Annotated in this window: 34 protein-coding genes and 2 pseudogenes; 9 read left to right on the top strand and 27 right to left on the bottom strand. The window is 50.2% G+C overall.

Translation table 11 applies throughout. The features are described 5' to 3' along the window. Positions 1-4 precede the first annotated feature (4 nt). The 16 genes and pseudogenes from ACJHXB_RS09420 to ACJHXB_RS09345 form a co-directional block, all read right to left on the bottom strand. Positions 5-565 carry a hypothetical protein gene (locus ACJHXB_RS09420; protein WP_000779279.1) on the bottom strand — a complete coding sequence of 187 codons (561 nt, stop codon included), beginning with the start codon at positions 563-565 and terminating at the stop codon, positions 5-7. Continuing rightward, positions 562-1,068 carry a hypothetical protein gene (locus ACJHXB_RS09415; RefSeq protein ID WP_000235781.1) on the bottom strand — a complete coding sequence of 169 codons (507 nt, stop codon included), beginning with the start codon at positions 1,066-1,068 and terminating at the stop codon, positions 562-564. The genes ACJHXB_RS09420 and ACJHXB_RS09415 overlap by 4 nt, the downstream gene beginning before the upstream one ends. Beyond that, positions 1,043-1,453 carry a phage head closure protein gene (locus ACJHXB_RS09410; RefSeq protein WP_000702406.1) on the bottom strand — a complete coding sequence of 137 codons (411 nt, stop codon included), beginning with the start codon at positions 1,451-1,453 and terminating at the stop codon, positions 1,043-1,045. Before ACJHXB_RS09410 ends, ACJHXB_RS09415 begins: the two co-directional genes overlap by 26 nt. After that, on the bottom strand, positions 1,450-1,773 hold the full coding sequence (locus ACJHXB_RS09405; RefSeq protein ID WP_000927711.1) for a head-tail connector protein: 324 nt from the start codon (positions 1,771-1,773) through the stop codon (positions 1,450-1,452). Before ACJHXB_RS09405 ends, ACJHXB_RS09410 begins: the two co-directional genes overlap by 4 nt. A 2-nt stretch (positions 1,774-1,775) precedes the next feature. Next, entirely contained in the window at positions 1,776-1,976 is a 201-nt protein-coding gene (locus ACJHXB_RS09400) for a hypothetical protein (protein ID WP_000601358.1), read from the bottom strand. A gap of 48 nt (positions 1,977-2,024) precedes the next feature. Further along, positions 2,025-3,230 (bottom strand): annotated as a pseudogene (locus tag ACJHXB_RS09395) (phage major capsid protein). A 14-nt stretch (positions 3,231-3,244) separates the two neighbouring features. Further along, positions 3,245-3,895: an HK97 family phage prohead protease gene (locus tag ACJHXB_RS09390; RefSeq protein ID WP_001193635.1), complete on the bottom strand. Its 651-nt coding sequence runs from the start codon at positions 3,893-3,895 to the stop codon at positions 3,245-3,247. After that, the gene (locus ACJHXB_RS09385; protein ID WP_000466255.1) at positions 3,873-5,114 is read right to left on the bottom strand and encodes a phage portal protein; all 1,242 of its coding nucleotides are present in this window, start codon (positions 5,112-5,114) and stop codon (positions 3,873-3,875) included. Before ACJHXB_RS09385 ends, ACJHXB_RS09390 begins: the two co-directional genes overlap by 23 nt. Then, entirely contained in the window at positions 5,114-5,296 is a 183-nt protein-coding gene (ymfR, locus tag ACJHXB_RS09380) for a protein YmfR (protein ID WP_000605606.1), read from the bottom strand. The genes ACJHXB_RS09385 and ymfR overlap by 1 nt, the downstream gene beginning before the upstream one ends. A gap of 11 nt (positions 5,297-5,307) precedes the next feature. Next, positions 5,308-7,041, bottom strand: coding sequence for a terminase large subunit (locus ACJHXB_RS09375; RefSeq protein ID WP_000088157.1), 1,734 nt, complete (start codon positions 7,039-7,041; stop codon positions 5,308-5,310). Beyond that, positions 7,038-7,532: a phage terminase small subunit P27 family gene (locus ACJHXB_RS09370; protein WP_000929184.1), complete on the bottom strand. Its 495-nt coding sequence runs from the start codon at positions 7,530-7,532 to the stop codon at positions 7,038-7,040. The genes ACJHXB_RS09375 and ACJHXB_RS09370 overlap by 4 nt, the downstream gene beginning before the upstream one ends. Before the next feature lie 125 nt (positions 7,533-7,657). After that, on the bottom strand, positions 7,658-8,008 hold the full coding sequence (locus tag ACJHXB_RS09365) for an HNH endonuclease (RefSeq protein WP_001135215.1): 351 nt from the start codon (positions 8,006-8,008) through the stop codon (positions 7,658-7,660). 26 nt (positions 8,009-8,034) lie between these two features. Continuing rightward, complete coding sequence (locus ACJHXB_RS09360) at positions 8,035-8,214, bottom strand: hypothetical protein (protein ID WP_001469322.1); 180 nt, start codon at positions 8,212-8,214, stop codon at positions 8,035-8,037. Then, positions 8,192-8,584: a DUF2570 domain-containing protein gene (locus ACJHXB_RS09355; RefSeq protein WP_001469324.1), complete on the bottom strand. Its 393-nt coding sequence runs from the start codon at positions 8,582-8,584 to the stop codon at positions 8,192-8,194. The genes ACJHXB_RS09360 and ACJHXB_RS09355 overlap by 23 nt, the downstream gene beginning before the upstream one ends. Further along, a complete protein-coding gene (locus ACJHXB_RS09350) occupies positions 8,568-9,044 on the bottom strand; it encodes a glycoside hydrolase family protein (RefSeq protein WP_001157006.1) in 477 nt (158 codons plus the stop codon). Before ACJHXB_RS09350 ends, ACJHXB_RS09355 begins: the two co-directional genes overlap by 17 nt. Before the next feature lie 3 nt (positions 9,045-9,047). Continuing rightward, complete coding sequence (locus ACJHXB_RS09345) at positions 9,048-9,374, bottom strand: phage holin, lambda family (RefSeq protein ID WP_001120491.1); 327 nt, start codon at positions 9,372-9,374, stop codon at positions 9,048-9,050. Between the two features lie 297 nt (positions 9,375-9,671). Between ACJHXB_RS09345 and ACJHXB_RS09340 the strand changes: the two genes are divergently transcribed. Beyond that, entirely contained in the window at positions 9,672-10,487 is an 816-nt protein-coding gene (locus ACJHXB_RS09340) for a TIR domain-containing protein (RefSeq protein ID WP_000862379.1), read from the top strand. 40 nt (positions 10,488-10,527) lie between these two features. Here the strand turns inward: ACJHXB_RS09340 and ACJHXB_RS09335 are convergent, their stop codons facing one another. From ACJHXB_RS09335 to ACJHXB_RS09290, 10 genes are all read right to left on the bottom strand, one after another. Then, positions 10,528-10,896, bottom strand: a complete 369-nt coding sequence (locus tag ACJHXB_RS09335) for an antiterminator Q family protein (protein ID WP_087604723.1) — start codon at positions 10,894-10,896, stop codon at positions 10,528-10,530. Between the two features lie 14 nt (positions 10,897-10,910). After that, complete coding sequence (locus ACJHXB_RS09330; protein ID WP_024185234.1) at positions 10,911-11,900, bottom strand: DUF968 domain-containing protein; 990 nt, start codon at positions 11,898-11,900, stop codon at positions 10,911-10,913. A 7-nt stretch (positions 11,901-11,907) separates the two neighbouring features. Then, positions 11,908-12,705, bottom strand: coding sequence for a KilA-N domain-containing protein (locus ACJHXB_RS09325; protein ID WP_001061405.1), 798 nt, complete (start codon positions 12,703-12,705; stop codon positions 11,908-11,910). A gap of 19 nt (positions 12,706-12,724) precedes the next feature. After that, positions 12,725-13,114 carry a RusA family crossover junction endodeoxyribonuclease gene (locus ACJHXB_RS09320; RefSeq protein ID WP_000767111.1) on the bottom strand — a complete coding sequence of 130 codons (390 nt, stop codon included), beginning with the start codon at positions 13,112-13,114 and terminating at the stop codon, positions 12,725-12,727. Further along, a complete protein-coding gene (locus tag ACJHXB_RS09315) occupies positions 13,111-13,437 on the bottom strand; it encodes a LexA family transcriptional regulator (protein ID WP_000210156.1) in 327 nt (108 codons plus the stop codon). The genes ACJHXB_RS09320 and ACJHXB_RS09315 overlap by 4 nt, the downstream gene beginning before the upstream one ends. Further along, positions 13,437-13,931, bottom strand: a complete 495-nt coding sequence (locus ACJHXB_RS09310; protein ID WP_001440426.1) for a PerC family transcriptional regulator — start codon at positions 13,929-13,931, stop codon at positions 13,437-13,439. Before ACJHXB_RS09310 ends, ACJHXB_RS09315 begins: the two co-directional genes overlap by 1 nt. Further along, positions 13,928-14,869 carry a helix-turn-helix domain-containing protein gene (locus tag ACJHXB_RS09305; RefSeq protein ID WP_000104947.1) on the bottom strand — a complete coding sequence of 314 codons (942 nt, stop codon included), beginning with the start codon at positions 14,867-14,869 and terminating at the stop codon, positions 13,928-13,930. The genes ACJHXB_RS09310 and ACJHXB_RS09305 overlap by 4 nt, the downstream gene beginning before the upstream one ends. Next, entirely contained in the window at positions 14,859-15,038 is a 180-nt protein-coding gene (locus ACJHXB_RS09300; RefSeq protein WP_001250271.1) for a DUF4222 domain-containing protein, read from the bottom strand. Before ACJHXB_RS09300 ends, ACJHXB_RS09305 begins: the two co-directional genes overlap by 11 nt. Before the next feature lie 175 nt (positions 15,039-15,213). Continuing rightward, positions 15,214-15,771, bottom strand: a complete 558-nt coding sequence (gene ymfL, locus ACJHXB_RS09295) for a protein YmfL (protein ID WP_000515851.1) — start codon at positions 15,769-15,771, stop codon at positions 15,214-15,216. A 43-nt stretch (positions 15,772-15,814) separates the two neighbouring features. Beyond that, entirely contained in the window at positions 15,815-16,015 is a 201-nt protein-coding gene (locus tag ACJHXB_RS09290) for a YdaS family helix-turn-helix protein (RefSeq protein WP_000649477.1), read from the bottom strand. Positions 16,016-16,105: 90 nt separating this feature from the next. Here ACJHXB_RS09290 and ACJHXB_RS09285 point away from each other — a divergent pair, with 90 nt between their 5' ends. Together ACJHXB_RS09285 and ACJHXB_RS09280 are read left to right on the top strand one after the other, a co-directional pair. Beyond that, entirely contained in the window at positions 16,106-16,780 is a 675-nt protein-coding gene (locus ACJHXB_RS09285; protein ID WP_000848744.1) for a LexA family protein, read from the top strand. 234 nt (positions 16,781-17,014) lie between these two features. Then, positions 17,015-17,221, top strand: a complete 207-nt coding sequence (locus ACJHXB_RS09280; protein ID WP_000549626.1) for a hypothetical protein — start codon at positions 17,015-17,017, stop codon at positions 17,219-17,221. Here the strand turns inward: ACJHXB_RS09280 and ACJHXB_RS09275 are convergent. Next, entirely contained in the window at positions 17,193-17,627 is a 435-nt protein-coding gene (locus ACJHXB_RS09275; protein ID WP_000016389.1) for a hypothetical protein, read from the bottom strand. The two genes, ACJHXB_RS09280 and ACJHXB_RS09275, sit on opposite strands and share 29 nt — an antisense overlap. Before the next feature lie 143 nt (positions 17,628-17,770). On the opposite strand from ACJHXB_RS09275, the pseudogene ACJHXB_RS09270 reads away from it, so the two are divergent. From ACJHXB_RS09270 to ACJHXB_RS09245, 6 genes and pseudogenes are all read left to right on the top strand, one after another. Further along, positions 17,771-18,081 (top strand): annotated as a pseudogene (locus ACJHXB_RS09270) (hypothetical protein). Between the two features lie 14 nt (positions 18,082-18,095). Continuing rightward, on the top strand, positions 18,096-18,458 hold the full coding sequence (yfdP, locus tag ACJHXB_RS09265; RefSeq protein WP_000135680.1) for a protein YfdP: 363 nt from the start codon (positions 18,096-18,098) through the stop codon (positions 18,456-18,458). Between the two features lie 65 nt (positions 18,459-18,523). Continuing rightward, positions 18,524-19,348 (top strand): YfdQ family protein, encoded by an 825-nt coding sequence (locus ACJHXB_RS09260; RefSeq protein WP_000081255.1) that lies wholly within the window; start codon positions 18,524-18,526, stop codon positions 19,346-19,348. Between the two features lie 128 nt (positions 19,349-19,476). Further along, the gene (gene yfdR, locus ACJHXB_RS09255) at positions 19,477-20,025 is read left to right on the top strand and encodes a 5'-deoxynucleotidase (RefSeq protein WP_000008223.1); all 549 of its coding nucleotides are present in this window, start codon (positions 19,477-19,479) and stop codon (positions 20,023-20,025) included. A gap of 43 nt (positions 20,026-20,068) precedes the next feature. Next, a complete protein-coding gene (locus tag ACJHXB_RS09250; RefSeq protein WP_021552251.1) occupies positions 20,069-20,314 on the top strand; it encodes an excisionase in 246 nt (81 codons plus the stop codon). Continuing rightward, entirely contained in the window at positions 20,295-21,422 is a 1,128-nt protein-coding gene (locus ACJHXB_RS09245; protein WP_000741312.1) for a site-specific integrase, read from the top strand. Before ACJHXB_RS09250 ends, ACJHXB_RS09245 begins: the two co-directional genes overlap by 20 nt. Positions 21,423-21,535 lie beyond the last annotated feature (113 nt).

Raw genomic sequence — 21,535 nt, 5'->3', positions numbered from 1 at the left:
ATCCTCAGGAAGGAAGGGTTATTTCGGTGTGATGTTCGATATCGCCGTCAGGCCCGTTACCGGGCTCGAGATAATCAACATCAATCGCCAGCGTTTGCAGTTCATCCAGACTGTTCAGATCATCCTGCTGGCGGGTATCGTCTTCAGTCAGCTCGCTGATGACCGAAAAATCGAACTGATAAATCAGCTCATGACGATTCAGATCCAGCAGCGTGCCACCGTCATAGGTAATCGGGTTACCGCACGCCTCCGGGTTCCAGCCCAGCAGAGCCTTAAAGAGCATCTGCCGGACATCGTCCACCACATCATACGAGGCAAACTGACCGCGCTCATCACGCCCGTTACTCAGTATGACAACCACGGAGAAACCCTCTTTCAGCTCCTGCCAGTAGTCGGTCTGGCTTTTGTTTTCTCCCGGAGAATCATCACCCGGTACAACATATGCCGCCGGGAGTTTCAGCTTTCCGACCTCCGGCAGATTTTTGAACTGGGCCGCGCCTGCAACCCGGTTTTCAAAATACGGACAGCGGGCACGCAGTGCAGCAATAACAGGCGTCAGTTTCATCTGTGTCGTCGCTCCGGCTTCAGTGATTTACGCAATTCCCGCGCCAGAAAATAGCGTGTCCAACTGCGGTTCTTTTCAAGCGTTTCCACCATGAAGTTATTACGTGGAGCCAGTCGCCAGCCGCTGCCACCGGATGCACCACGATGATGGCTGCGACGACGCTTTGCCCCTCGCCTCACGCCATAGAACAAAAAAGCTGGATAAAAATCACCGGTGATACGGCGGTTTCCCTCTCCATTACGCTGGTTAGGGGCTATACGTGCCATAAAACCAGGGCGATGTTTACTGGCTCTGGGTACCATGTAACCAATCGAACGAGCCAGGCGTCCGGTCTGATAACCGGGGTTTTCACCCGGTGCCGACCGCGCACGGCGCATCACCAGCCGACGGGCATCACGCATATGACGCTGACCAATCGTGACAAAAGCCCGCCGGACACGGGCGCGGTTAAAGCGCATCTCCGCGGGCTGCTGAAAATCAACGTGCAAAAAGGAAGTCGCCATTGTTGCCTCCGTGACTCTGCCTACATTCGCCCAGCTCCGTACACTCCAGCAGCAGAAAACGCCGCGCCCCATTCAGATCGCGCTGACGTTTCACCCGGTACACACTGTCACCGCAGACCACCTCATAATCAGCGGTGATCCCCCGGCGGTAACGAATGGTGATGTAATGAGTGATGGCATCTCCGGTCTGCGCGGTTTCCTGCCAGGTGGTGGCACTGGTCTGGACAACCTTCGCCCATGTCCGGAACGTAACCGGGTATTGAGGCTCCACGCCAAAGTTATCCGCGGGCATATCCACCCGCTGGCGGATCAGGACGCGTTTATTCAGTTCACCGGGGTCCGGCAGAATGTAGGTTGCGCTGGTCTGCGCCTGACGAATTTTCATTGCGGAAAGTACCTGTACGGGCCGACAAGCCAGCCAAAACTCTGCGGCATGTCGAGTTTCTCCACTTCCGTAACCGACGAGCGGTTTTCGTAAAAATGGCTGATAAGCATCAGCATCCCCAGACGAATATCATCCGGCAGGTGCAGCCCGTCCGGATCGCTGTCCGGAATGGTTTCATCCGGTGCATAGAGCTTCCGGTTCAGATACGTTTCCGTCCGCTTTTGCGCCGCACAGGCCAGCAGTTGCAGATGGCGGTCATCAGCATCGAAATCCTCATCCAGCCGGAGTTGGGCTTTAATCTCTTCCATTGTCAGAAGCATACTCAGCCCTCTTTACTGGTCGTGGCTTTTTTCTCTTTTGTCGCTTTACTGCTTTTTGCACTGGTTCCGCGCTCTGCTAACCCGGCCTGAAGTGCAATCTCCTGCACCTGGGCAGGAAGCGCCCCGTCGTCATACTCACCGGCCCGAATGACCTCAACACGCATACCGTCCGGTGACCATTTCAGATCTTGTTTCAGGATCATGATTCTTCACCCGTCAGAACAGGGGCGCGGTTCCGCGCCCCTGAGTGATTACGCCACTGCAATCTTCAGCAGTTTGATGGCCTGCGAATCGACCAGCATGCCGCCGGTGCGTTTGGTGGTATAAAAACCGACAAACGGTTTATTGGTGTACGGGTCACGCAGAATGCGGGTGCCGATACGGTCAACGATGGTGTAACCCCGTTTGAAGTTACCAAATGCAATGGCTTTCGCATCAGCGGCGATATCCGGCATCTGTTCGTTTTCAGCGATACCGTAACCCGCCAGAGAGGACGGCTGCCCCAGCTCCAGCCCCGGACGCCACAGATAGTTACCCTCGCTGTCTTTCAGCAGACGGATGGCAAACAGGCTGTTGTTGTTCATCATGAACTTCGCACCGGTGCGGTGTGCCTTACGCAGTGTGTAAATAAGTTTGATAATGGCGTCTGCGGTCACCGCAGTCGCTTCGCCGGATACAATATGCTGAAGTTTGCCGAACGCCCGGACCTTATCGGTTTCATCAGTGGATTCATACGCCAGGAACCCTTTCGGCTTCTTGGTGCCATCGCCTGAGGTAAAGGCAATTTCTTCCTGTTCGGCAAATTCGGTTGCCAGCTCGCTGTTGATCCAGGCCTCCACGTTGAAGAAGGCATCGTCCAGCATTTTCTGGGTGGCCTGCGGGTTGCCGTAGATTTCCCCCATGAGAGGTTCAATCAGCTCCAGTTTGGAGGTGGCAGTCTGGGATCGCGTATCCGTTTCCCCCACCCATCCGGAAGCCGTGCCGCCCAGATTCACCAGTTTTTTGTAGTCGGAACCGCCAACGGTGATCACCGTGGCTTCCTAGCGCATCACCACTTCATCTTTCAGCAGGGTGAGAATGTTGCGATCCAGCGCTTCCGGCACGGCATAGCCACCGTCTTCATCGGTGCCCACCTGCAATGCCTTACGCTCCAGATCGCGCAGACCATCTTCACGGCCTTTACGCAGGAAGCCCACAAACGCTTCTTTATGCTCGGTGGCCAGTTTATTTTGCGCACCACCTGCCGGACGTTTCAGCTCAAGCAGCTCTTTTTCAAGATCGCTTTTGAGGTTTTCCAGCTCGCTGAGTTTCCCGTTCAGGGTTTCCACCTGCCCGGCAAGTTTGCCTTTTTCCTGCTCAATCGCATCCACGCGCTTGTCGTTCTTTGCTTTGAAGTCGTCAAACTTCTGCTGCAGCTCCTGCGCGACCTGTTCGACATCTTTAATATCTACCGCCATCGTATTTCTCCTGATTAGAAGTTCAGATTTTTCAGTGCATTCAGTGCAGAGCTCACATCCTCAGCGTCGCGCAGGGACAGTGCGCTATAGCCCCCGGCCATGAATGCTTTGGCCTGGGTACGGGAGAGTCCGACATCACGCAGGACTCTTTCGATTTTTTTCTGTTCGGGGATTTCCCCGCGGGCCAGCGCGTTCTTGACGTCGCTGATCCGTGCCTCGTCGTTAGACGGGAACGTCACCAGACTGACTTCCCAGAGGTCGATTTCTTTCAGCAGAAAGGCTTCTTTCGTCCGGTCGTATTCCCAGTCCTTCAGGACGTACCCAATAGAAAGGCCGGTTAACGAACCGGCCTTCATGTGTGCATGTGCGCGTTTTGCCAGGGGATCATCATCAATGAGCAACCGCCCCCTGACGTAAAGCCCGACATCGTCTTCCTTCATTTCGGTGTAAACACCGATGGGCTCATCCATGCGGTGCTGCCAGAGCAGCGCAGGTAACGCTTTTCTGTCACTCCACGCCCGCAGGGAAGCAGCAAATGCCCCGGACATCACCACATCATCGTGGCTGTCCTTTACACCAAAGACGGAGCCATACCCTTCAAACTCCCCGGAGTCACTGACAGATTTCAGACTCAGCGGTACATCAAGACGTTGTTTCGTCTGCATTGGCGTTATCCTTCTGCTTACCGGCTTTACTGCCATCGGAGGGTTTCGTGGTCATGTTCATCGGTGTGAGATAGACATCACCACCGGGACGCGGATTCATATCTTCCAGGTCGCGGCAGTCATTGGGAGAGTAAATTCCCCAGTTGATCCCGGTGGCGTAGGCTTCAAAACGGGACTTCATATCCCCGCGCAGTAACGCCCCGGCGTTAAATTTGGCGTAATAAACGCCCTGCTTACTTTTTCGTACCAGTCCGGTGTTGATCCGCTGTTCGATGCGGGTCAGATACGGCACCAGTGAATAGTTGATAAATCCCAGCCCCAGCTCTTCGATATTGTTGAAGGTGGCGCGATCGGTGTTCTGCACCATGTGCAACGGCACCCGGAACAGACGACAGATTTCTTCAAGCTGAAACTTGCGGGTTTCCAGGAACTGGCTGTCCTCGGCGTTCAGCGCCATCGACTTCCAGTCCAGCCCCATCTCAAGGATCATCGGGCGGTGAGCATTGCCAAGCCCGGTGTGACGCTCCTCAAAATCTTTCTTCAGGCGCTCATAAGCCTGATCTGACAACGTCTGCTCTGTACGCAACACACCCGACGTCACCGCGCCATTGCTGAACAGTCTGGCCCCGTGCTCTTCGGTCGCTGCCGCCAGCGATATTGCCTCGCGGGCATAGGCGATGGGATTCAGCCCCACCAGTCCGTCCAGCGTCAGCGTGCGCACATGCCAGATATCCTCCTGGCTCAGTACATCCGTGGAGCCATCCGGGAATGTGACCTGATAGACCGGCTCCCAGCTACTGTTAAGCTTCGGTACCACACAGCCGGGATCGACGGGCAGCAGTTCAGCCACTTCGCCAAATGCTTTCACTTTGTAGGCGTAAAAGTTTCCCCGCAGGCACAGACAGGTGACCACCAGCTCCCAGAACTCCTGCGGCGTCATATAGCCATTGGGATGCGTGGAGATCAGCTTATGCAGACGTTCGCCGGTGGCTCTCTGCTTCAGGCTGCCGTTCAGGTGATACAGGTTGCAGGGCAACATCCCGACCGACTCCGCCAGCACCCTGACACAGGAAAAAACCGCCGTCAGTCGCATGGCCCTCTGGCTGCTGATCTGCTTTCCGGTATAGGTGTCGTAGGACAACCCGATAGCATCCGCCAGCTCTGCTGGCGTGGTCACCGGTGCGTCACTTTTTCGTTGAAATAATCCCGAAAAGAACACTATTTACCTCCGCCGACAGACGACTGTGTACGGTCGAGATATCGCGCCACCAGCCACGACCAGAACAGGCACAACGCCCCGGCAACAACAAACCCCGCCGGGGGATAAATCAGCCAGGCACCATAAGCCAGCAAAAGCGCCCCCAGCACGCCCACCAGAGGCGCGAGAATCAGCATGATCATAATTACCTCAGTTAAAGCGAGCGGATCCCATAGGACTCAATGTGGTCAGACAGCGTGTCTTCTTTCTCGTACAGCATGGCTCTGCCAACCGCCATAATCAGCGCAACTGCACCATCGATTTTGTTTTCCGCCTGCTCTTTGACGGGCTTCACCACATCATCGTTACCCGGAATGGTTTTGCCGACCACGTTGCCGATACACCAGGTCATGATGGGATTGCCATCATGATGAAAGCGCCCCGATTCAATTGCCGCTTCCAGCTCTTTCATCGGGTCGGACATGTTGGTGTAGTTCTGAATGATGGTGACGGGGTTCAGGTCTTCATCAGCAAGGTCATGTGACAACCCGGTCGCCCCGAAGGGGTCGATGGGTGACTCGCTGACCGGGCTGATTTTGTTCGCCGCTTTGGCCTCTTCGAGGATGTAGCGATAATCCACCTCTGCACCATCGGTAACGGTCAGGACGCCCATTTCCACCCATTTCTGAAAGCGTTCGGCTGTCCGGCGATCTTCATTTTTCTCGACGCTATACACCGTGTCATACGGTACCCAGAAACGCGGGGCCACACTGTAGTAATGCGTTTTACCGTCAATCTCGCGGGTATAAAGTCGCGCCATGCTGTTCATATCCAGCTTACGCGCCAGGTCAAAGGCCAGAATGCACGGCTGCCCCTCGAACTGCTCAAGAGTCAGTGATTTATCCTCGCAGCTCTGCCAGCTCACCAGGTTGAAATACGCCGAACGCGCCGACACCCAGATATTGAGGTGTTTTGTTTTAAAGACGTTTGCCAGACGGGCGTTATTTTTCGCACGTTGCTGCTGGCTTAACAAAAAATCGCGATAAACCGACACACCGATATTCGGGTTAGCTTTTTCAAGTACCTGCGGGTCGGTCCAGTCGTCGCCTTCGTCAACGGTATAGATGATCCCGAACAGTTCATCGTTGGGCACCGAGCCGTTGAGCATCTCGATGACTTCCCGCCGTTTGTCGTAGCACGGCCCCTCAATGTTGTACCCGGCGGTGGTAATGGCCCACATCAGTGGCTGGCGTCGCGCCCCCATCCCGGTAAGCATCGTGGTGTAAAGCGCATCTGTGGCGTGCTCGTGATATTCATCCACCACGGCACAGTGGGGTGATGAACCATCACCGGGGTTACCGATCAACGGTTCAAACCGCGCACCATCCTCCGGACGGTTCATGTTTGAGGCGTTAACCTCAATCCCGAACGCTTCCGTCAGCATGGGTGTGCGTTTACACATCAGTCGTGCCGGACGAAAGACTTCCCATGCCTGTTTCTCCGTCGTGGCACCGGAATACACTTCCGCGCCGAACTCGTTATCACAGGCAAAACAATACAGGGCAACACCGGCAGAGATTGCCGATTTGCCGTTCTTACGGGGAATTTCGGTATACACCTCCCGGAAGCGGCGCAACCGGGTGCCTTTATTGACCCAGCCAAACGCACAGCAGATCACAAATAGCTGCCACGGCTCCAGCGTGATGGGCATCCGTTTAAATGCCCACTCACCCTTGGTGTGCGGCAACAGCTGAATAAATTTGGCGGCCCGTTCAGCCAGGTCCTTGTCGAAGCGGTAACGAAACGACTTACTTTTTTCCGCCATCAGGTCATCAAGATGGCGCTGGCAGGCCTGAATCACAAACTGGCAGGCAACAATCTTTCCGCGCACGACATCCCGGGCATACTGATTTGCAGCATTTACGTTGGGGTAAGATTTCCGGCTCATGATTCGATAATTTTCAGAAACGGGTTAGTGGCTTTCTTCTGCCCCGCCAGGCCAATCAGACGCTGGCGGCTGCTGGGGTCGAGTCCGAGCATTGCCCCCGTACTGCTCATCTCGGACTCCTGTTCTTTTTTGGCGGTCAGCTCCGGATTTTTGACCATGCCGCCCATTGCACCGGTGATGGTGTTGCCCTGTCTGGCAATATTTTTCACAGCACGTCGCCAGAACTCATAGGCTACGCACCACCGCTCAAGCACTGCGAGGTCAGTCACGCACAGCAGGCCCTGACCGCAGAGTTCTTTGGTTGTCAGTTGCCACATGATCGTGGCGAGAGGGAGCTCTTCTTCAGCGAACCACTCCGGTGGCTCAACACCTTTGATGGGCGTAAAAACGGGTTCATCTTTGTTCAGGGCTCGCTTGCCGGGGTTTCCGGCCAGCGCCTTGCGCGCCGTTGGCTTGGGGCGACGCCCGGAACGCCCCGCCGTTCCAGCCATATGCGGCACTCCTGGTTAAATTTCATTTTTCGCGGGTATAAAAAAACGATGGGGCGGGCAGTCCGGAAGACGTCAGGTCACAGGGATTTGACCCGCCCCTCCCCTCTGGCAGTGGGAGCTGGTTCTTACTTCAGCCATTCACGGGCCGTCTTCGCCTTATGACACGGCCAACACAGGCTCTGTAGATTACTGTCGGCATCAGTGCCGCCACGCGCTTTAGGGATGATGTGGTCAACGGTCTTCGCCTCACGTACCACACCAGCACGCAGACATAACTGACACAGACCTTTGTCACGCTTCAGGACACGCGCGCGGATAACATCCCACTTAGAACCATAACCGCGCTGATGACGGGATTGTCCTGACTTGTATTGCTTCCAGCCTTCGCTTTTGTGGCTTTCGCAGTAGCCTGACGGGTCTGTCGTGGTATTACGGCAGCCGCGAACGCGGCAGGCTTTTGGAGTTCGGGGGGGCATAAATATATTCCTGTTCTTTGTCCGGACTATTTGCCTGCTGCCAGCAAAGCGTTACGGCGCATCTCGATATTTCGAATCCCCGCTTTGTCAATATTGCATTGTCCCAACGCCGAAAGCAGGCTCACATTCAGATCCAGACTGGCCCCATAGGTCAGCGGCTCGGGAATGACTGGCTGGGGAGTTTCAGTAGTCAGGCTTGCTGGCAACGGTACCGCCGGAATCGGTACGTAAACTGTTCGCGTACTTCCGCAACCGGTCAGCAGCGGCAGCAGGCACATGACGTGAAGCACAATCATCATCCGCAACAGCCACTTTGATATCTTCCTGGGTTCTCTGTGACTCCAGTACGATCTGCTGTTTTGCATGCTGGTTAGCCTCTATAACTGTATTGATGATTTGCAGTGATTGCAGAACGTTACGGGTAATGGCAGTTGCTGATTCAGCATTTCGTACAGCCTCATCAGCACGCTCCTTTTCGTGCTGATATTTGCTGTAGTAATGCCCGGTAGACCAGATGAAGGAATCAATGACGGTAACAAAGAAGGCAACAATAACCAGCTTATATCTCAGCTTCATTTACTTCCCCACCAGCCTCTTTAAATCGGGCAATCAGGTCGCCTATTTTATGTTCATACTGACCATAACCTGCACCAGGTAACGACGCCCAGATATTGCTGCAACGGTCGATTGCCTGACGAATATCACCGCGATCAATCATCGGTAAAGCGCCACGCTCCTTAATCTGCTGCAGCGCAACAGCATCCTGGCTTTTCGGAGAGAAGTCTTTCAGTCCAAGTTGCTTACGGTAAGCATCCCACCAACGGGAAAGAAGCTGGTAACGTCCGGCTGCTGTTGATTTGAGTTTGGGGTTTAGCGTGACAAGTTTGCGAGGGTGATCGGAGTAATCAGTAAACAGTTCGCCGCCAACAATAACGTCATAACCGTGGTTACGTGTCGGTTGTCGCCCGTTATCCGTTCCTTCTGACCAGGCCACCATATCAAGGAAAGCTTTACGCTGAGGATTTAGTTCCTGCATAAATTACTCCTTCGAGCTACCAAACTTGTTACCGATTACTCTCATTGCCGCACCACGAATAGCATCGACCCCGATCAGCCCAACGCCGCCACCAATGGCAACAGAAAGAGATTTAGGCCATCCGACATACTCAAGAGCGGATGCAAAAGTCAGTGTCAGAGCGCCACAGAGAAAAATCTCGAGCGTTTTTCGCTTCCAGCCACCACCACCGCCAAAATAGGCAATGCGCAAGCCAGCCATAACGATCGACATAATTACTGCGCCCAGTGGTGTGTCTCCACGCCACCAGCTCTGGAACAACTCCAGCCAGGTATTTGGGTTATGAGGCATTTGTAGTTATCTCTCACCTCGCCGATAAAGGAGGTGCAAATTGAGGGTGTACCACGAACCGCAAATCAGAAGCGGAAACGTAAAAGAAGCCGAGCCAATGGATAACTGCGGGATAGGGCAGAAGCAATTAATCCCTAGGCCCAGAAACGACAAAACCCGCTCGACGGCGGGTTTAAGTTGTGTGGCGAAGTAACCACTCATAACAGATTACAATGGTTTCTGCGGACCGCGTGAGTGATTTTATTTAATTTTTAATGTAAATTTCAGTTCCTTTTGAGTGATTACATGGAGTACATAATGAAAGTGTTCATAAGTTGGTCTGGGCAAAGAAGTCAAGCTGTTGCAGAACTTATTAGCGACTGGCTGAAGTGTGTTATCCAAGCTTCGCAGCCATGGATTTCAACCAGAGATATTGATCGTGGCGCTATATGGTTCTCTGAAATTAATGATAAATTAAAAGATGTATCTGTCGGCATTGTATGTTTGACACAAGAAAATAAAAATAAACCATGGATTTTGTTTGAAACAGGAGCACTAGCAAAAGGACTTTCAACAAATAAAGTTTGTACATTCTTGATTGACTTAAAACCAGAAGATTTAAAAGATCCACTTGCTCAATTCAATCACACAACGCCAAATAAAGAGAGTGTTTGGGAATTAGTAAGGACAATAAACAATTGTCTTGTCGATAAATCTTTAGATGACCGTATTCTAAAGCAAGTTTTTAATACATACTGGGAGCAATTTGAAAACAATTTTAAACGAGCTTTAGATCAATACCCTCCAACTGAAGAAGTAAAACCACGTACTGAACAAGATCTTTTATCTGAAATATTACAAAACACTCGTTCATTAAATCAAAGGATTAGAGTTCTTGAACGTGATGCTACTATCAACTCCATAAATAGCCATATGAATTTAACTCCTGTAGAACAGAAGGATGTTTGGTATCTACAAAAACAGATAGATGAAATTATAAAGAATGGATTGCTTGACGAGGATGAAATAATATCATTCTTAGACAAATATGACATTCCTGAAAAAATGATTAGGAACCAAATAAAATACACATTAAACCAACGATTATCTGAAAGTAATAAAAAAAAGAAATAACCTTCCCCCGTAAACATAAAGTTTACGGGGTTATTTTTTATTATAACTCCATATCTAAATGAATATCGAGAGTAGAAAGGCAACCATCAATGAATCCCTCTGCTAACAATATTTCTATACGGATTAATTTCTCATCCTTTCCTTGTATTTTGGCAATCTTCCGCTTTGAAAACCCGTACAAATAATGCGCAACCAGTAAAGAATGCTCATAAGGTTTTCTTTTTTTTAGTTGCTCCAAGCAACTTTCAATAATTAGCGCATCATTATCTGAACAAGCTTGGCGTGCCTTACTGGTATAGGGAAGAAGTCCCTTAAACCCAGCAGCTATAGGCGAATAGTCCACTCCTGAGCTATCACTAGCTGCCCATGCCCCCCAACGTTCAAGGATGATCTGAATATCACGCATCAAATTTCTCCACAAAATCAGGCCAGCACGCCTATTTCCAGCGCACGATCGATAAAACGAAATATCAGCTCCAGCTGGGAGCCATACTTCTCTTCAAATGCCACGGTATCCGCATGCAGCTCGTCGTGATGCTTTCTGCACAAAGGCAACACAAAGAGGTCATGCGCTTTTGTACCCATTCCCCCCTGACCGTGGCCTATCAGGTGGTGGGGATCATCAGCAGGTTTTCCACAACATGCGCACGGCTGCGTCTTAACCCAGCGCGTGTACTTTTCATTAACCCAGCGGCGACGTTTTGGGCGTAACATAAAAGACTCCGGCGACTCCGGATCCACTTTCAGCGCCAGCATCTTTTTCGCCTTATCCTGGATGATGCTGGTGGCAGGAACCGAAGGCACAAGGTCACTTTCCCGGGTGACAGACGGCACAACAGGCTTCGGTAATCTCAGTGCCTTACGGGCTGCACTTTCCGGTAAGGCATCCGCCAGGTCATTACGAATCAGCCACCAGCACAGTTCCGGCATTGTCACAACGTGACTATAATCAAAACCGAGATCCCGACGCACAACAGACAACACCCAGCGGGCACAGTTATCCGTTGCCATTGATTCCAGCCGTTCCGTGAACTGATCGCGCAGCTGGTTATCACAGTGCCAGCACAGACGGATTGCGCCCGGAGCGTGTCGCATTGTGGTAATGTTCTCGCTGTGCCAGTCGGAATGAGGCCACTGACAGCCCTTTTCACGAAGTAACCAGCTTTCAAGACATTCCACGCCACCAGCACGACGGATCACTGCCTCATTGCGGAACACGGCCCGAACGGCAGGATCATCCACCAGCGGTTGTGATGCCGCCGGAACGGCACCACTGGCGAAAGATGAATAACATTCCGGCTCAGGCTCCAGCAGGACACGCCCCTGCATAAACAGGGGCATCAGCTCTGAACCTGGCCTGAACAATACGATCCCCATACGCGGGGCAATTTCAGGAGTCAGTAGTGCTCTCACGGTCACCTCAATGAACGGTATCGAGCAGCTTTAACAGCTCAGGGAATCGGGATTCGAAGAAATGCGGCTGCGTCTCGCGCGGATTTGCGGGACTGGTGATATTCTTGCCGAACATGCAGCCTTTCGCTGTCAGCGACCAGAATTTTTTGATGTTGTTAATCGCGGTACGGCTGTATCGTTCGCGCTGCTCGACGATCCCCAGCGTCACCATCTGGTGATATGCCTGATTAGCTGTCAGGCGGATACCATACTGCTTCAGCAGTGCACTCAGTGACAGCGTGGGGCGGCTTGAGCCATCAGGCGCGTCAGCAGGAGCATCAATGGCATAGCGCGGTGCCAGATTCGGTAAGCCAACAGCCTCCTGGAGTTTCTGACAGGCACCAAGCACTGAAGAGTTAGACAGGTTTAATTCCCGGCGCATAAAGTCCAGCAGAATCACACCAGCCTGCATCTTGTCAGCAGCCTGTCCGGATAATTTTTCCGGTGCGCTGGTTACCATATCGAAAGTACGGATCACCTTCAGATGGAATGACGGGCTGATCCACATTGCATAGGCATACACCAGTTCTTTGCAGACATACGTCCCCTGGTTATTTCCGCCACGAATAACGTTAACTGGCTCTATATTGACTGAGTTGCAAATCTGTAACTCGCTTATTAAACGTTCAGTTTGCTCATTGCGGAGCCAGAATGCAGGCTTATGCTTATCCAGAGAACCGGCAGCCCTGTGCAGATCGTTCAGGCTGTAACGCCCATAAGCATCACGACGAACTTCAATACCATCAATTACCATCAGATTATTCATACTTCCTTTCTCCTCTTAATCAGGCGGCTGCACCCGCCGGTTTCTCGTACTTACTGATAGTGATCTCGACCTTCCCTTCCGGGATAACCGGTCCCCACTCCACCAACATTCTTTTCACTTGGCTGTCGTCTTCCCACACACCCGCGTGGGTCAGGGCGTCAAACAGCGCCTTGTTATAGTTGTCCAGATCGCGGATCCGGTTATCCGGAGGAAACAACACGATCTCCACTGAAGCAGGTGCCGACGTTGGTTTCGGCAGACGACGTAACTGCTCAACTATTGCTGCGCACGCTGCGCTCTGGAATTTTCGCCCCGCCGCGCTTATCAGGCTCTTACCAGCAAACGCCCCTTTGTTGGGGTGTCGCCAGTACGTGTTCACGCTGGGCGGAAAAGGCAGGATCAGCTTCATACTTTCAGGCCCCTCTCATGTAACCAGTGGGTTGCACGCAGCCTTGCGTTTTCCTCACCGGCAAGCAGTGCGCGGATAATCCCGACCGCCTCGCTGTCGTCGTCCTTCACCGCGGTATGAAGCGTTATCCCCCGGGCCACGCCACGCTTTATCGTGATGACGCCTTTTTTCTCCAGTGCGCGAAGATGCTCTACCGCTGCATTCACTGAACGGTATCCCAGCATGGTTGCCACCTCCTGATTGGTTGGCGGAAAGCCACGCTCTTTCTGATAAGAAATCAGCATATCCAGCACCTGCTGCTGGCATTGAGTTAACGTCGTCATTACGCCCCCACGTAATTCCCTGACAGATACCACTCATCACTCGATACAGCGCGCTTGCTGCTTTTCCGTAAACACAGCTCACGACGCGCCAGAAAATTGTTTCGTTCTGGCTGGGAGTGGCTTTCACGGAATGCCGCCATCCACACGGTTGCAGCACGACGGTATAAGCCCCTGGACTCCAGTTCTTCAGCCTGGCGGGTCAGGCACAAAATCACCCGTGGATCGTTAGTGCCGACATAGAAATTGCGCACAGGTCTGGTTTCTCGAACTGGTTGTGGTTCCGGTTCCTGCGCTCTCTCAGTCAGGCGCGGGAAATGTCTGCGTGTATCTCCTTCACAACGGTGAGCCACACGCCCACTCTGACGTAACTTGCTTGCAGACTGCAGAACGCGCTGCCGTGAGTAACCTGCAAAAGCATCCGCAATGTCTCCGGAAGTACACCCCGGATGGGCTTCAATGAATTTCTGAACGTCATTTAACAGACTCATGATCACCCTCTGAATCCTGTCGGGATCTGGCTGTAGTCCACGTTGTCGTAACTGGCTTTGAAGTACGGGTCCTCGCGTTTTTCGGTGTACGTGCTGACGGACGGCGATAAGCGCAGGGAAAGCTCATCCCATTTTTCCCGCAGCTTCGACGGGCTGAGCACGTTACGGCACCAGAACGGATCGCGGCTGACGCGGCTGTACATCTCGCAGATTTGTTTGTGAGTACGCCCATCCTGTACACACATCAGGCGAATTTCGTTTGCCCAGGCTGTCCAGTTCGGTTCTTTGGGACGAACCACCTCGCCGTCACATTCGGCAGCCTGCTCGTACAGGGCGATGATTTTTTTCCAGAGCCACTGTGCGCAGGTCAAATCATCCTTCGTCCCCCACTGGCGCTTTTTAGGGCTGAATACAACCGCATCAGGATGGCGAGTTAAAAAATCCTGTTCATCCGTCTGCGTGTCCGGTTGCGAAGCGTCCGGACGAGAAGGTTTTTTATCTGACGGATCATGTTTTGATTTTACTGACGGATCCCCGCCAGATTCTGACGGGTGAAAACCCGCTTTTTTGCCAGATTTCGACGCATCAAATTTTGACGGGTCAGATTTTGATGCGTCAGATTTTGACGGGTCAGAATCTGACAGTTGAGAAAATGCCGCTGCCTGAAGCTTCGCAACGTTAAGCTGATAAACATTCGACGCATTGCGGTTACCCTGGCGACGCGCCTTACGCGTTAACCAGCCTTCTGCTTCCAGCCGTGCGATAGCCGTTCTGACGGTACTCATCCCCGCGCCAATTTGACGGGCAATGGTTTCAATTGATGGCCAGCACACACCTTCGTCATTACTGAAATCAGCCAGGCGGGCCATAATTGCCACGCTGGATAACTTCATGCCTGATGCAGCGCAACCATCCCATACATAACCGGTTAATTTAGTGCTCATAACCGACCTCTATTTCCCTGAATTTACGACGAAACTGTTCGAGCGGACTGAAGCATTCATGCTCATAACCTTCGCGGAGGTAGATAACCCGTTGTGTTTCCGGCTCCCAACGAATGACTCTGACGGGCACTCCGTAGTGATCTTTGAACCAGCGGTTAACTTGTCGCAAAGGACTGTCTCCTTCTGCCGGTTGAAATCACCCACAGCCCACTCTGCAAAGCTGTGGGTTACAATTTCCCTGTCACCTGGTACATTCACTGCATAGCAATATTCCACCTTCGCTTTTCCACCCGGTACAGGAAGCGCAATCAGTTGCGAGCGACGGTAGTGTGTTGTTAAACTGTTCATGCGTTAGTTTCTCCACAACCAGAAGCAATCGACGCCACGACGCCCGGAGCTGCACACTCGCGGGCGTCATTACTTTCTGAAATGCAAAAAATTTTGTAGACAAGTGCTGCATGCTCCTGCAGCTTCGAAATTGAGAGATACAGCTCGTCGTTAATTGCTGTCTTCTCATGCGGTTCCACTACACCGTCTTCGATTGCTGAACGAATCTGTTTTGAATAACTGCCGATCTGTTCAATGACTTCCAGCAGACGCTGGTTAATATCGGCGTTGTCCACATCCTCGACGTCAGGAAGAGACACAAAGACGCCATTTGCAGACTGCGCCACAGCATCAGCAATGAAGTGAGTGCCACCAGCACGCTGTAAAACCATTGCCCATCCCAGCGGGAAAATCTGATCGCCATCTGCACGAAGGCGGTTGAATAAAGCGTTTTCTGTTACATCGAGCCAGTCAGCCGCTTCAGCGTAACCACCCGGCAACGCCGCGATAGTTTTTCTGACAGCTTTCACGTACCACTCAGGCTGTTTTTCTACTTTCCAGTGATGCTTACCCACGATTAGCCTCATCGTTCTGTGGTTAAAAATTGAAAGTGTTCTGCTAATCTTTCGGATAGATATCCGGTCTTAAGTCAGATTTCGTAATTGCACCTGACGTGCATTGCTCAAGTTTTTTAGCCAGCACAAAACTGGCTTTTTTATAGCCATTGAAAACCAGCCGTAAGTAGCCAGGTGTTGAGCCAACTTTTCCGGCCAACTCGCCCTGCTGTTCTTTGGTTAAAGAGTCCCAATACGCTTTCATACAATATGTACCTCCGGTGTACATATTACATGATTGAAATGAACCTTCAAGATACTTGTACCTTAACGGTACAAGGGTTTTAATTTCGTTATGAAAACAATCCATGACATCCGGCGGTCTAACGCCAGAAAACTGAGAGATGGTGTTGGCGGGAATTCTTCCTTTGCCACTATGATTGATCGCGAGCCAACCCAGACCAGCAGGTTTATGGGAGATGGTGCTACTAAAAATATCGGTGACAACATGGCACGACACATCGAAAAATGTTTCGACCTGCCTGTCGGATGGCTCGATCAAGAACACCAGACAACGAACATCACAAAAAAACCTGATGTTTCAATCACTAATAAACAAATCACATTAGTCCCTGTCATATCATGGGTACAGGCCGGAGCATGGAAAGAAGTTGGATATTCTGAGGTTGATTTGAGCACAGCAGAAACGTATCCCTGCCCTGTACCCTGTGGGGAAATGACTTATATCTTGCGGGTGATAGGTGATTCAATGATTGATGAGTACCGCCCGGGAGACATGATTTTTGTCGATCCTGAAGTACCTGCCTGCCACGGTGACGACGTTATTGCATTGATGCACGATACAGGTGAAACCACCTTCAAAAGGTTGATAGAAGATGGGACACAGCGTTATCTCAAAGCGTTAAACCCAAACTGGCCTGAGCCTTACATTAAGATCAACGGTAATTGCTCTATAATTGGAACTGTGATTTTCTCAGGAAAACCAAGAAGATACAAAATCAAAGCCTAATCAATGTTTATGAACCTGCTTCGGCAGGTTTTTTTATACTTGACAATGTACCCTTGAGATACATAATGTACCTAAGAGAAACAACAAACAGGCAGGACGCCCACGAAGTAGCCGCCTGGGGCATATGAAGTCCAGGATGATTCGTTAGCAACAAAAAAGCGCCCTACAGGACGCTGAGCTCTTTAACAATCTGGTCCCCATCAACAAGTAACTGATAACTTGAGGAGGTGTGAAATGCACAAAACAGAACCCAAAATCGTCGCGCCCGGATACACAAATGAGGAAATTTACGAGTGGATGGCAAAGAAGCTGGCAGCTATAAACCAGCTTCGTGAAGTGCTGTCTTATCGACAGGAAACAATAGACTCCTTAAAAAAACTGGATCAGGAAATCACGGTTTTATCACAGGATGTTACTTTAGATATTGTGCAGACAAATTAGGATCCCATTCATTTTCGTCAAAATCATCAAAGTGATGAATTTGTGATCTCCAGTCTCGATAATCTAAAAATTTCTGGGCGGTTACGCTTATTTTATCAAGTGTGAGTTCATCCTGAATTGAAAGAAGAAGTTCATCAAATTTCATCTCATTAATCTGTTTTGGCATCCAGTGATGCTTCATCAGAATAAGGTGAACCAGAGCCTTTTTCCCATTCAACTGATTATAGGGAGTGCCGAATTTCTTCCGGTGCTCATGTAAGACAAGATCCAGAAGAGTAAGTAATGTTGCCCTTGATTCCACTTTGCTTATTTCGACTGATGACACTACCCCACTGATTTCAATGCCCCGATACTTTCCAACATTTTCACAGTGGGATTTGTACAACGTGTAGATATTACCGGACATTTCTTTTCCTTTTGCGTTGTTGGGGATAACCAGATTAACCGAATCCTTGTTGTTGGGGAATAACCAGGTCCACCTCGCCTGATGTGGCTAAAAGCAGGCACATAACAGCTAAGTATTTTCAACCAGAGAGAATCCTTAGCGTTGTGGTGAATGCTGCTCAGCGCACGCGGGTTAAGGTTGAGGCTGACAGTCGACCTTCTGTGGATACCCACCCGCCTGGTGTGCAACCTTCGCCAGGCACCGGGAGGCACCCGGCACCACAACTTTATGCTGTGTGTAGTCTTGGCGGTACCAGCTTGTACCCTTGCTTCCGGCTGGTACCGTCCTTTTTACAAAACAGAGAAGAGCATCACCGGACGACGGGCTCATAACTCAATCCATCCGGGCGGCTGCCACCGCAGGTGTTCTTCTCTGTTTTGTGGAGAAACTAATCGGCCTTGCAGGGTCGATATGATGAGGAGCAGCAAAATGGCTAGCGAACGCAGTACTGATGTGCAGGCATTTATCGGGGAGCTGGACGGCGGCGTATTTGAAACCAAAATCGGCGCAGTTCTCAGTGAAGTCGCTTCCGGTGTGATGAACACGAAAACCAAAGGTAAGGTCTCACTCAACCTGGAAATCGAACCATTTGATGAGAACCGAGTGAAAATCAAACACAAACTCTCATATGTTCGCCCGACTAACCGCGGGAAAATTTCTGAAGAAGACACCACCGAAACGCCGATGTATGTCAATCGCGGTGGTCGCCTGACTATTCTGCAGGAAGACCAGGGACAATTACTGACTCTTGCCGGTGAACCTGACGGAAAACTCCGCGCAGCAGGTCATTAATATCGTTCTTAATTAACTGATTATTTATCTCATCACTGAATATCTTTATATAGTGAGGACTTATTATGTCTCAGAACTTAGACGCAACCGCAATTAATCAAATCCATGCTATTATTTCTGCTCAGGGTGTTAATGAAATTATCAGTAAGATTGGTGCCGATGCTGTAGCATTGCCTGAGAATTTCCGCATTCATGATCTGGAAAAATTTAATTTAAATCGCTTCCGTTTCCGTGGTGCGCTTTCCACTGCCAGCATCGATGACTTTACCCGTTATTCTAAAGATCTTGCAGATGAAGGCACCCGCTGCTTTATCGATGCTGATAATATGCGTGCCGTCAGTGTGCTTAACCTGGGTACTATTGATGAACCAGGTCACGCAGATAACACCGCCACTCTCAAACTGAAAAAGACAGCACCGTTCTCTGCACTGTTGTCTGTTAACAGCGAGCGTAACTCCCAGAAGTCACTGGCAGAATGGATTGAAGACTGGGCCGACTACCTTGTGGGTTTTGATGCTAATGGTGACGCTATCCAGGCAACAAAAGCGGCTGCGGCTGTCCGTAAAATCACGATTGAAGCAAACCAGACCGCTGATTTTGAAGATAATGACTTCAGCGGCAAACGCTCCCTGATGGAGTCTGTCGAAGCGAAGACCAAAGACATTATGCCAGTGGCATTTGAATTTAAATGCGTTCCGTTTGAAGGTCTGAAAGAACGTTCTTTTAAATTACGCCTCAGCATTATCACTGGCGATCGTCCTGTACTTGTTCTGCGCATTATTCAGCTGGAGGCGGTGCAGGAAGAAATGGCTAACGAATTTCGCGATCTGCTTGTTGAGAAATTCAAAGACAGCAAAGTAGAAACCTTTATTGGTACTTTCACCGCCTGATTTGATTACTGCAAATGCCCCTGCGGGGGCATTTATGGAAACGTAATTAACTCAATAATCTCCGGATGGTGAGGGCTTCCTTTTACCAGAATTCAGTGCGGTGCAGCGCAAATAACGTGGAGAACAAAATGTCATTTATTAAAACTTTTTCTGGGAAGCATTTTTATTATGACAGGATAAATAAAGACGACATCGTTATTAACGATATCGCGGTTTCCCTTTCAAATATCTGTCGCTTTGCAGGACATCTTTCACACTTCTACAGCGTCGCCCAACATGCGGTTCTTTGCAGCCAACTGGTACCGCAGGAATTTGCTTTTGAAGCGTTAATGCATGATGCAACAGAAGCGTATTGCCAGGACATCCCCGCTCCACTGAAACGCCTTCTTCCTGACTATAAACAGATGGAAGAAAAAATAGACGCCGTAATCCGTGAGAAATACGGGTTACCCCCGGTTATGAGTACGCCCGTGAAATATGCCGATCTCATCATGCTGGCAACCGAACGCCGCGATCTCGGGCTTGATGATGGCTCTTTCTGGCCTGTACTGGAAGGCATCCCGGCAACAGAGATGTTCAACGTGATTCCACTGGCACCGGGCCATGCCTACGGGATGTTTATGGAACGCTTTAAAGAGCTGCATAAGATGCATAAACAATCCAGACAGCGAAATTAACTAGTGAAATAGTTTTGTAGCAAAAGAAATGAGGTTATCAAAAATGCTTCAAATGCTGACACTTGAGGAATGGGCTGCGGAAAAATACAGAAGTAATCCTCCAAGCGTGTCCACATTGCGTCGTTATGCTAAGCAGAATTTATTTTGTCCACCGGCAATGAAACAAGGTCGACTATGGCGAGTGCGTGAGGACGCAGAGTTAGTTGGGGAATTAGTTACTCCTGTCATCAAGAAAAATGATTCTATTATTCTACAAAGGATTTTAAGTAATGGCAGCCAGACCACGTAAAAATAATGTTTCAGTCCCGAACTTGTATCCGCTTTATAGTAGAAAAGTAAATAAAGTCTATTGGCGATATAAACATCCTGTGACCGGGAAGTTTCATTCTTTAGGCACAAACGAAGCTGAAGCCATTGCTATTGCCACTGAGGCAAATTCACGCCTGGCTGAGCAAAGAACCCGGCAGATTCTGGCTATCAGTGACAGGATCGCAACCAGCAAAGGAAAAGCAATCACAACGTCAACCTGGTTAGATCGCTATCAAGCAATCCAGGATGACAGACTGGAAAGTGGCGATATAAAGCTAAACACCTATAAACAGAAAGCCAAACCAGTATCCTTGCTCAGGGAACGAGCAGGAATGAAATTAATTTCATCAGTTGATGTAAGGGATATAGCACAATTACTTGACGAGTATATCACTGCCGGGCAACCGAGGATGGCGCAAGTAGTCCGCTCCGTTCTAATTGATGTATTCAAGGAGGCACAACACTATGGGGAAGTCCCTCCGGGCTATAATCCAGCACTGGCAACCAAACAACCCAGAAGAAAAATTACCCGACAACGGTTAAGTCTTGAAGAATGGCAAAAAATCTTTGATATCGCAGATGCACGCCATCGTTATATGGGGAATGCCATGCTGTTAGCACTGGTTACCGGCCAACGGTTAGGTGATATCTCACGTATGAAATTTAGCGATATTTGGGATGATCATCTTCACGTCATCCAAGAAAAAACCGGGAGCAAAATCGCCATCCCGCTTTCCCTTCGCCTCAATGCAATTAACTGGAGTTTACGCGATGTAGTAGCCCGCTGCCGTGACTATGCAGTCAGCCCATACCTTGTACATTTTTTTCGTACTACTTCACAGGCTGAACGTGGCGCGCAAGTAAAAGCCAATACATTGACGATGAATTTCAGTAAAGCGAGGGATTTAGCAGGCATTGACTGGGGTGAAGGTTCGCCCGCCACATTCCATGAACAAAGATCTTTATCTGAGCGACTTTACGAAGCTCAGGGCGTCGACACCCAAAAACTTCTGGGACATAAATCGCCTAACCAGACAGCTAAATACCATGATGATCGTGGTAAGGAATGGGCAAAAATCAAGGTTTGAATTTTACAAAATTGAATGATACTGTATATGCATACAGAATTTAAAGAAAATTAAGCTCTTGAAAGTGCTTGGTTTTATGGAATAATGAAACCAAATAGTTTACAGGAGTTTTC

The sequence above is a fragment of the Escherichia sp. WS3227_2 genome, assembly GCF_046486495.1.
In the GTDB taxonomy this organism is placed as follows: Bacteria; Pseudomonadota; Gammaproteobacteria; order Enterobacterales; family Enterobacteriaceae; genus Escherichia; species Escherichia coli.
Note: the sequence above shows the minus strand (reverse complement) of the source record. Positions and strands in the feature narration are given on the sequence as shown.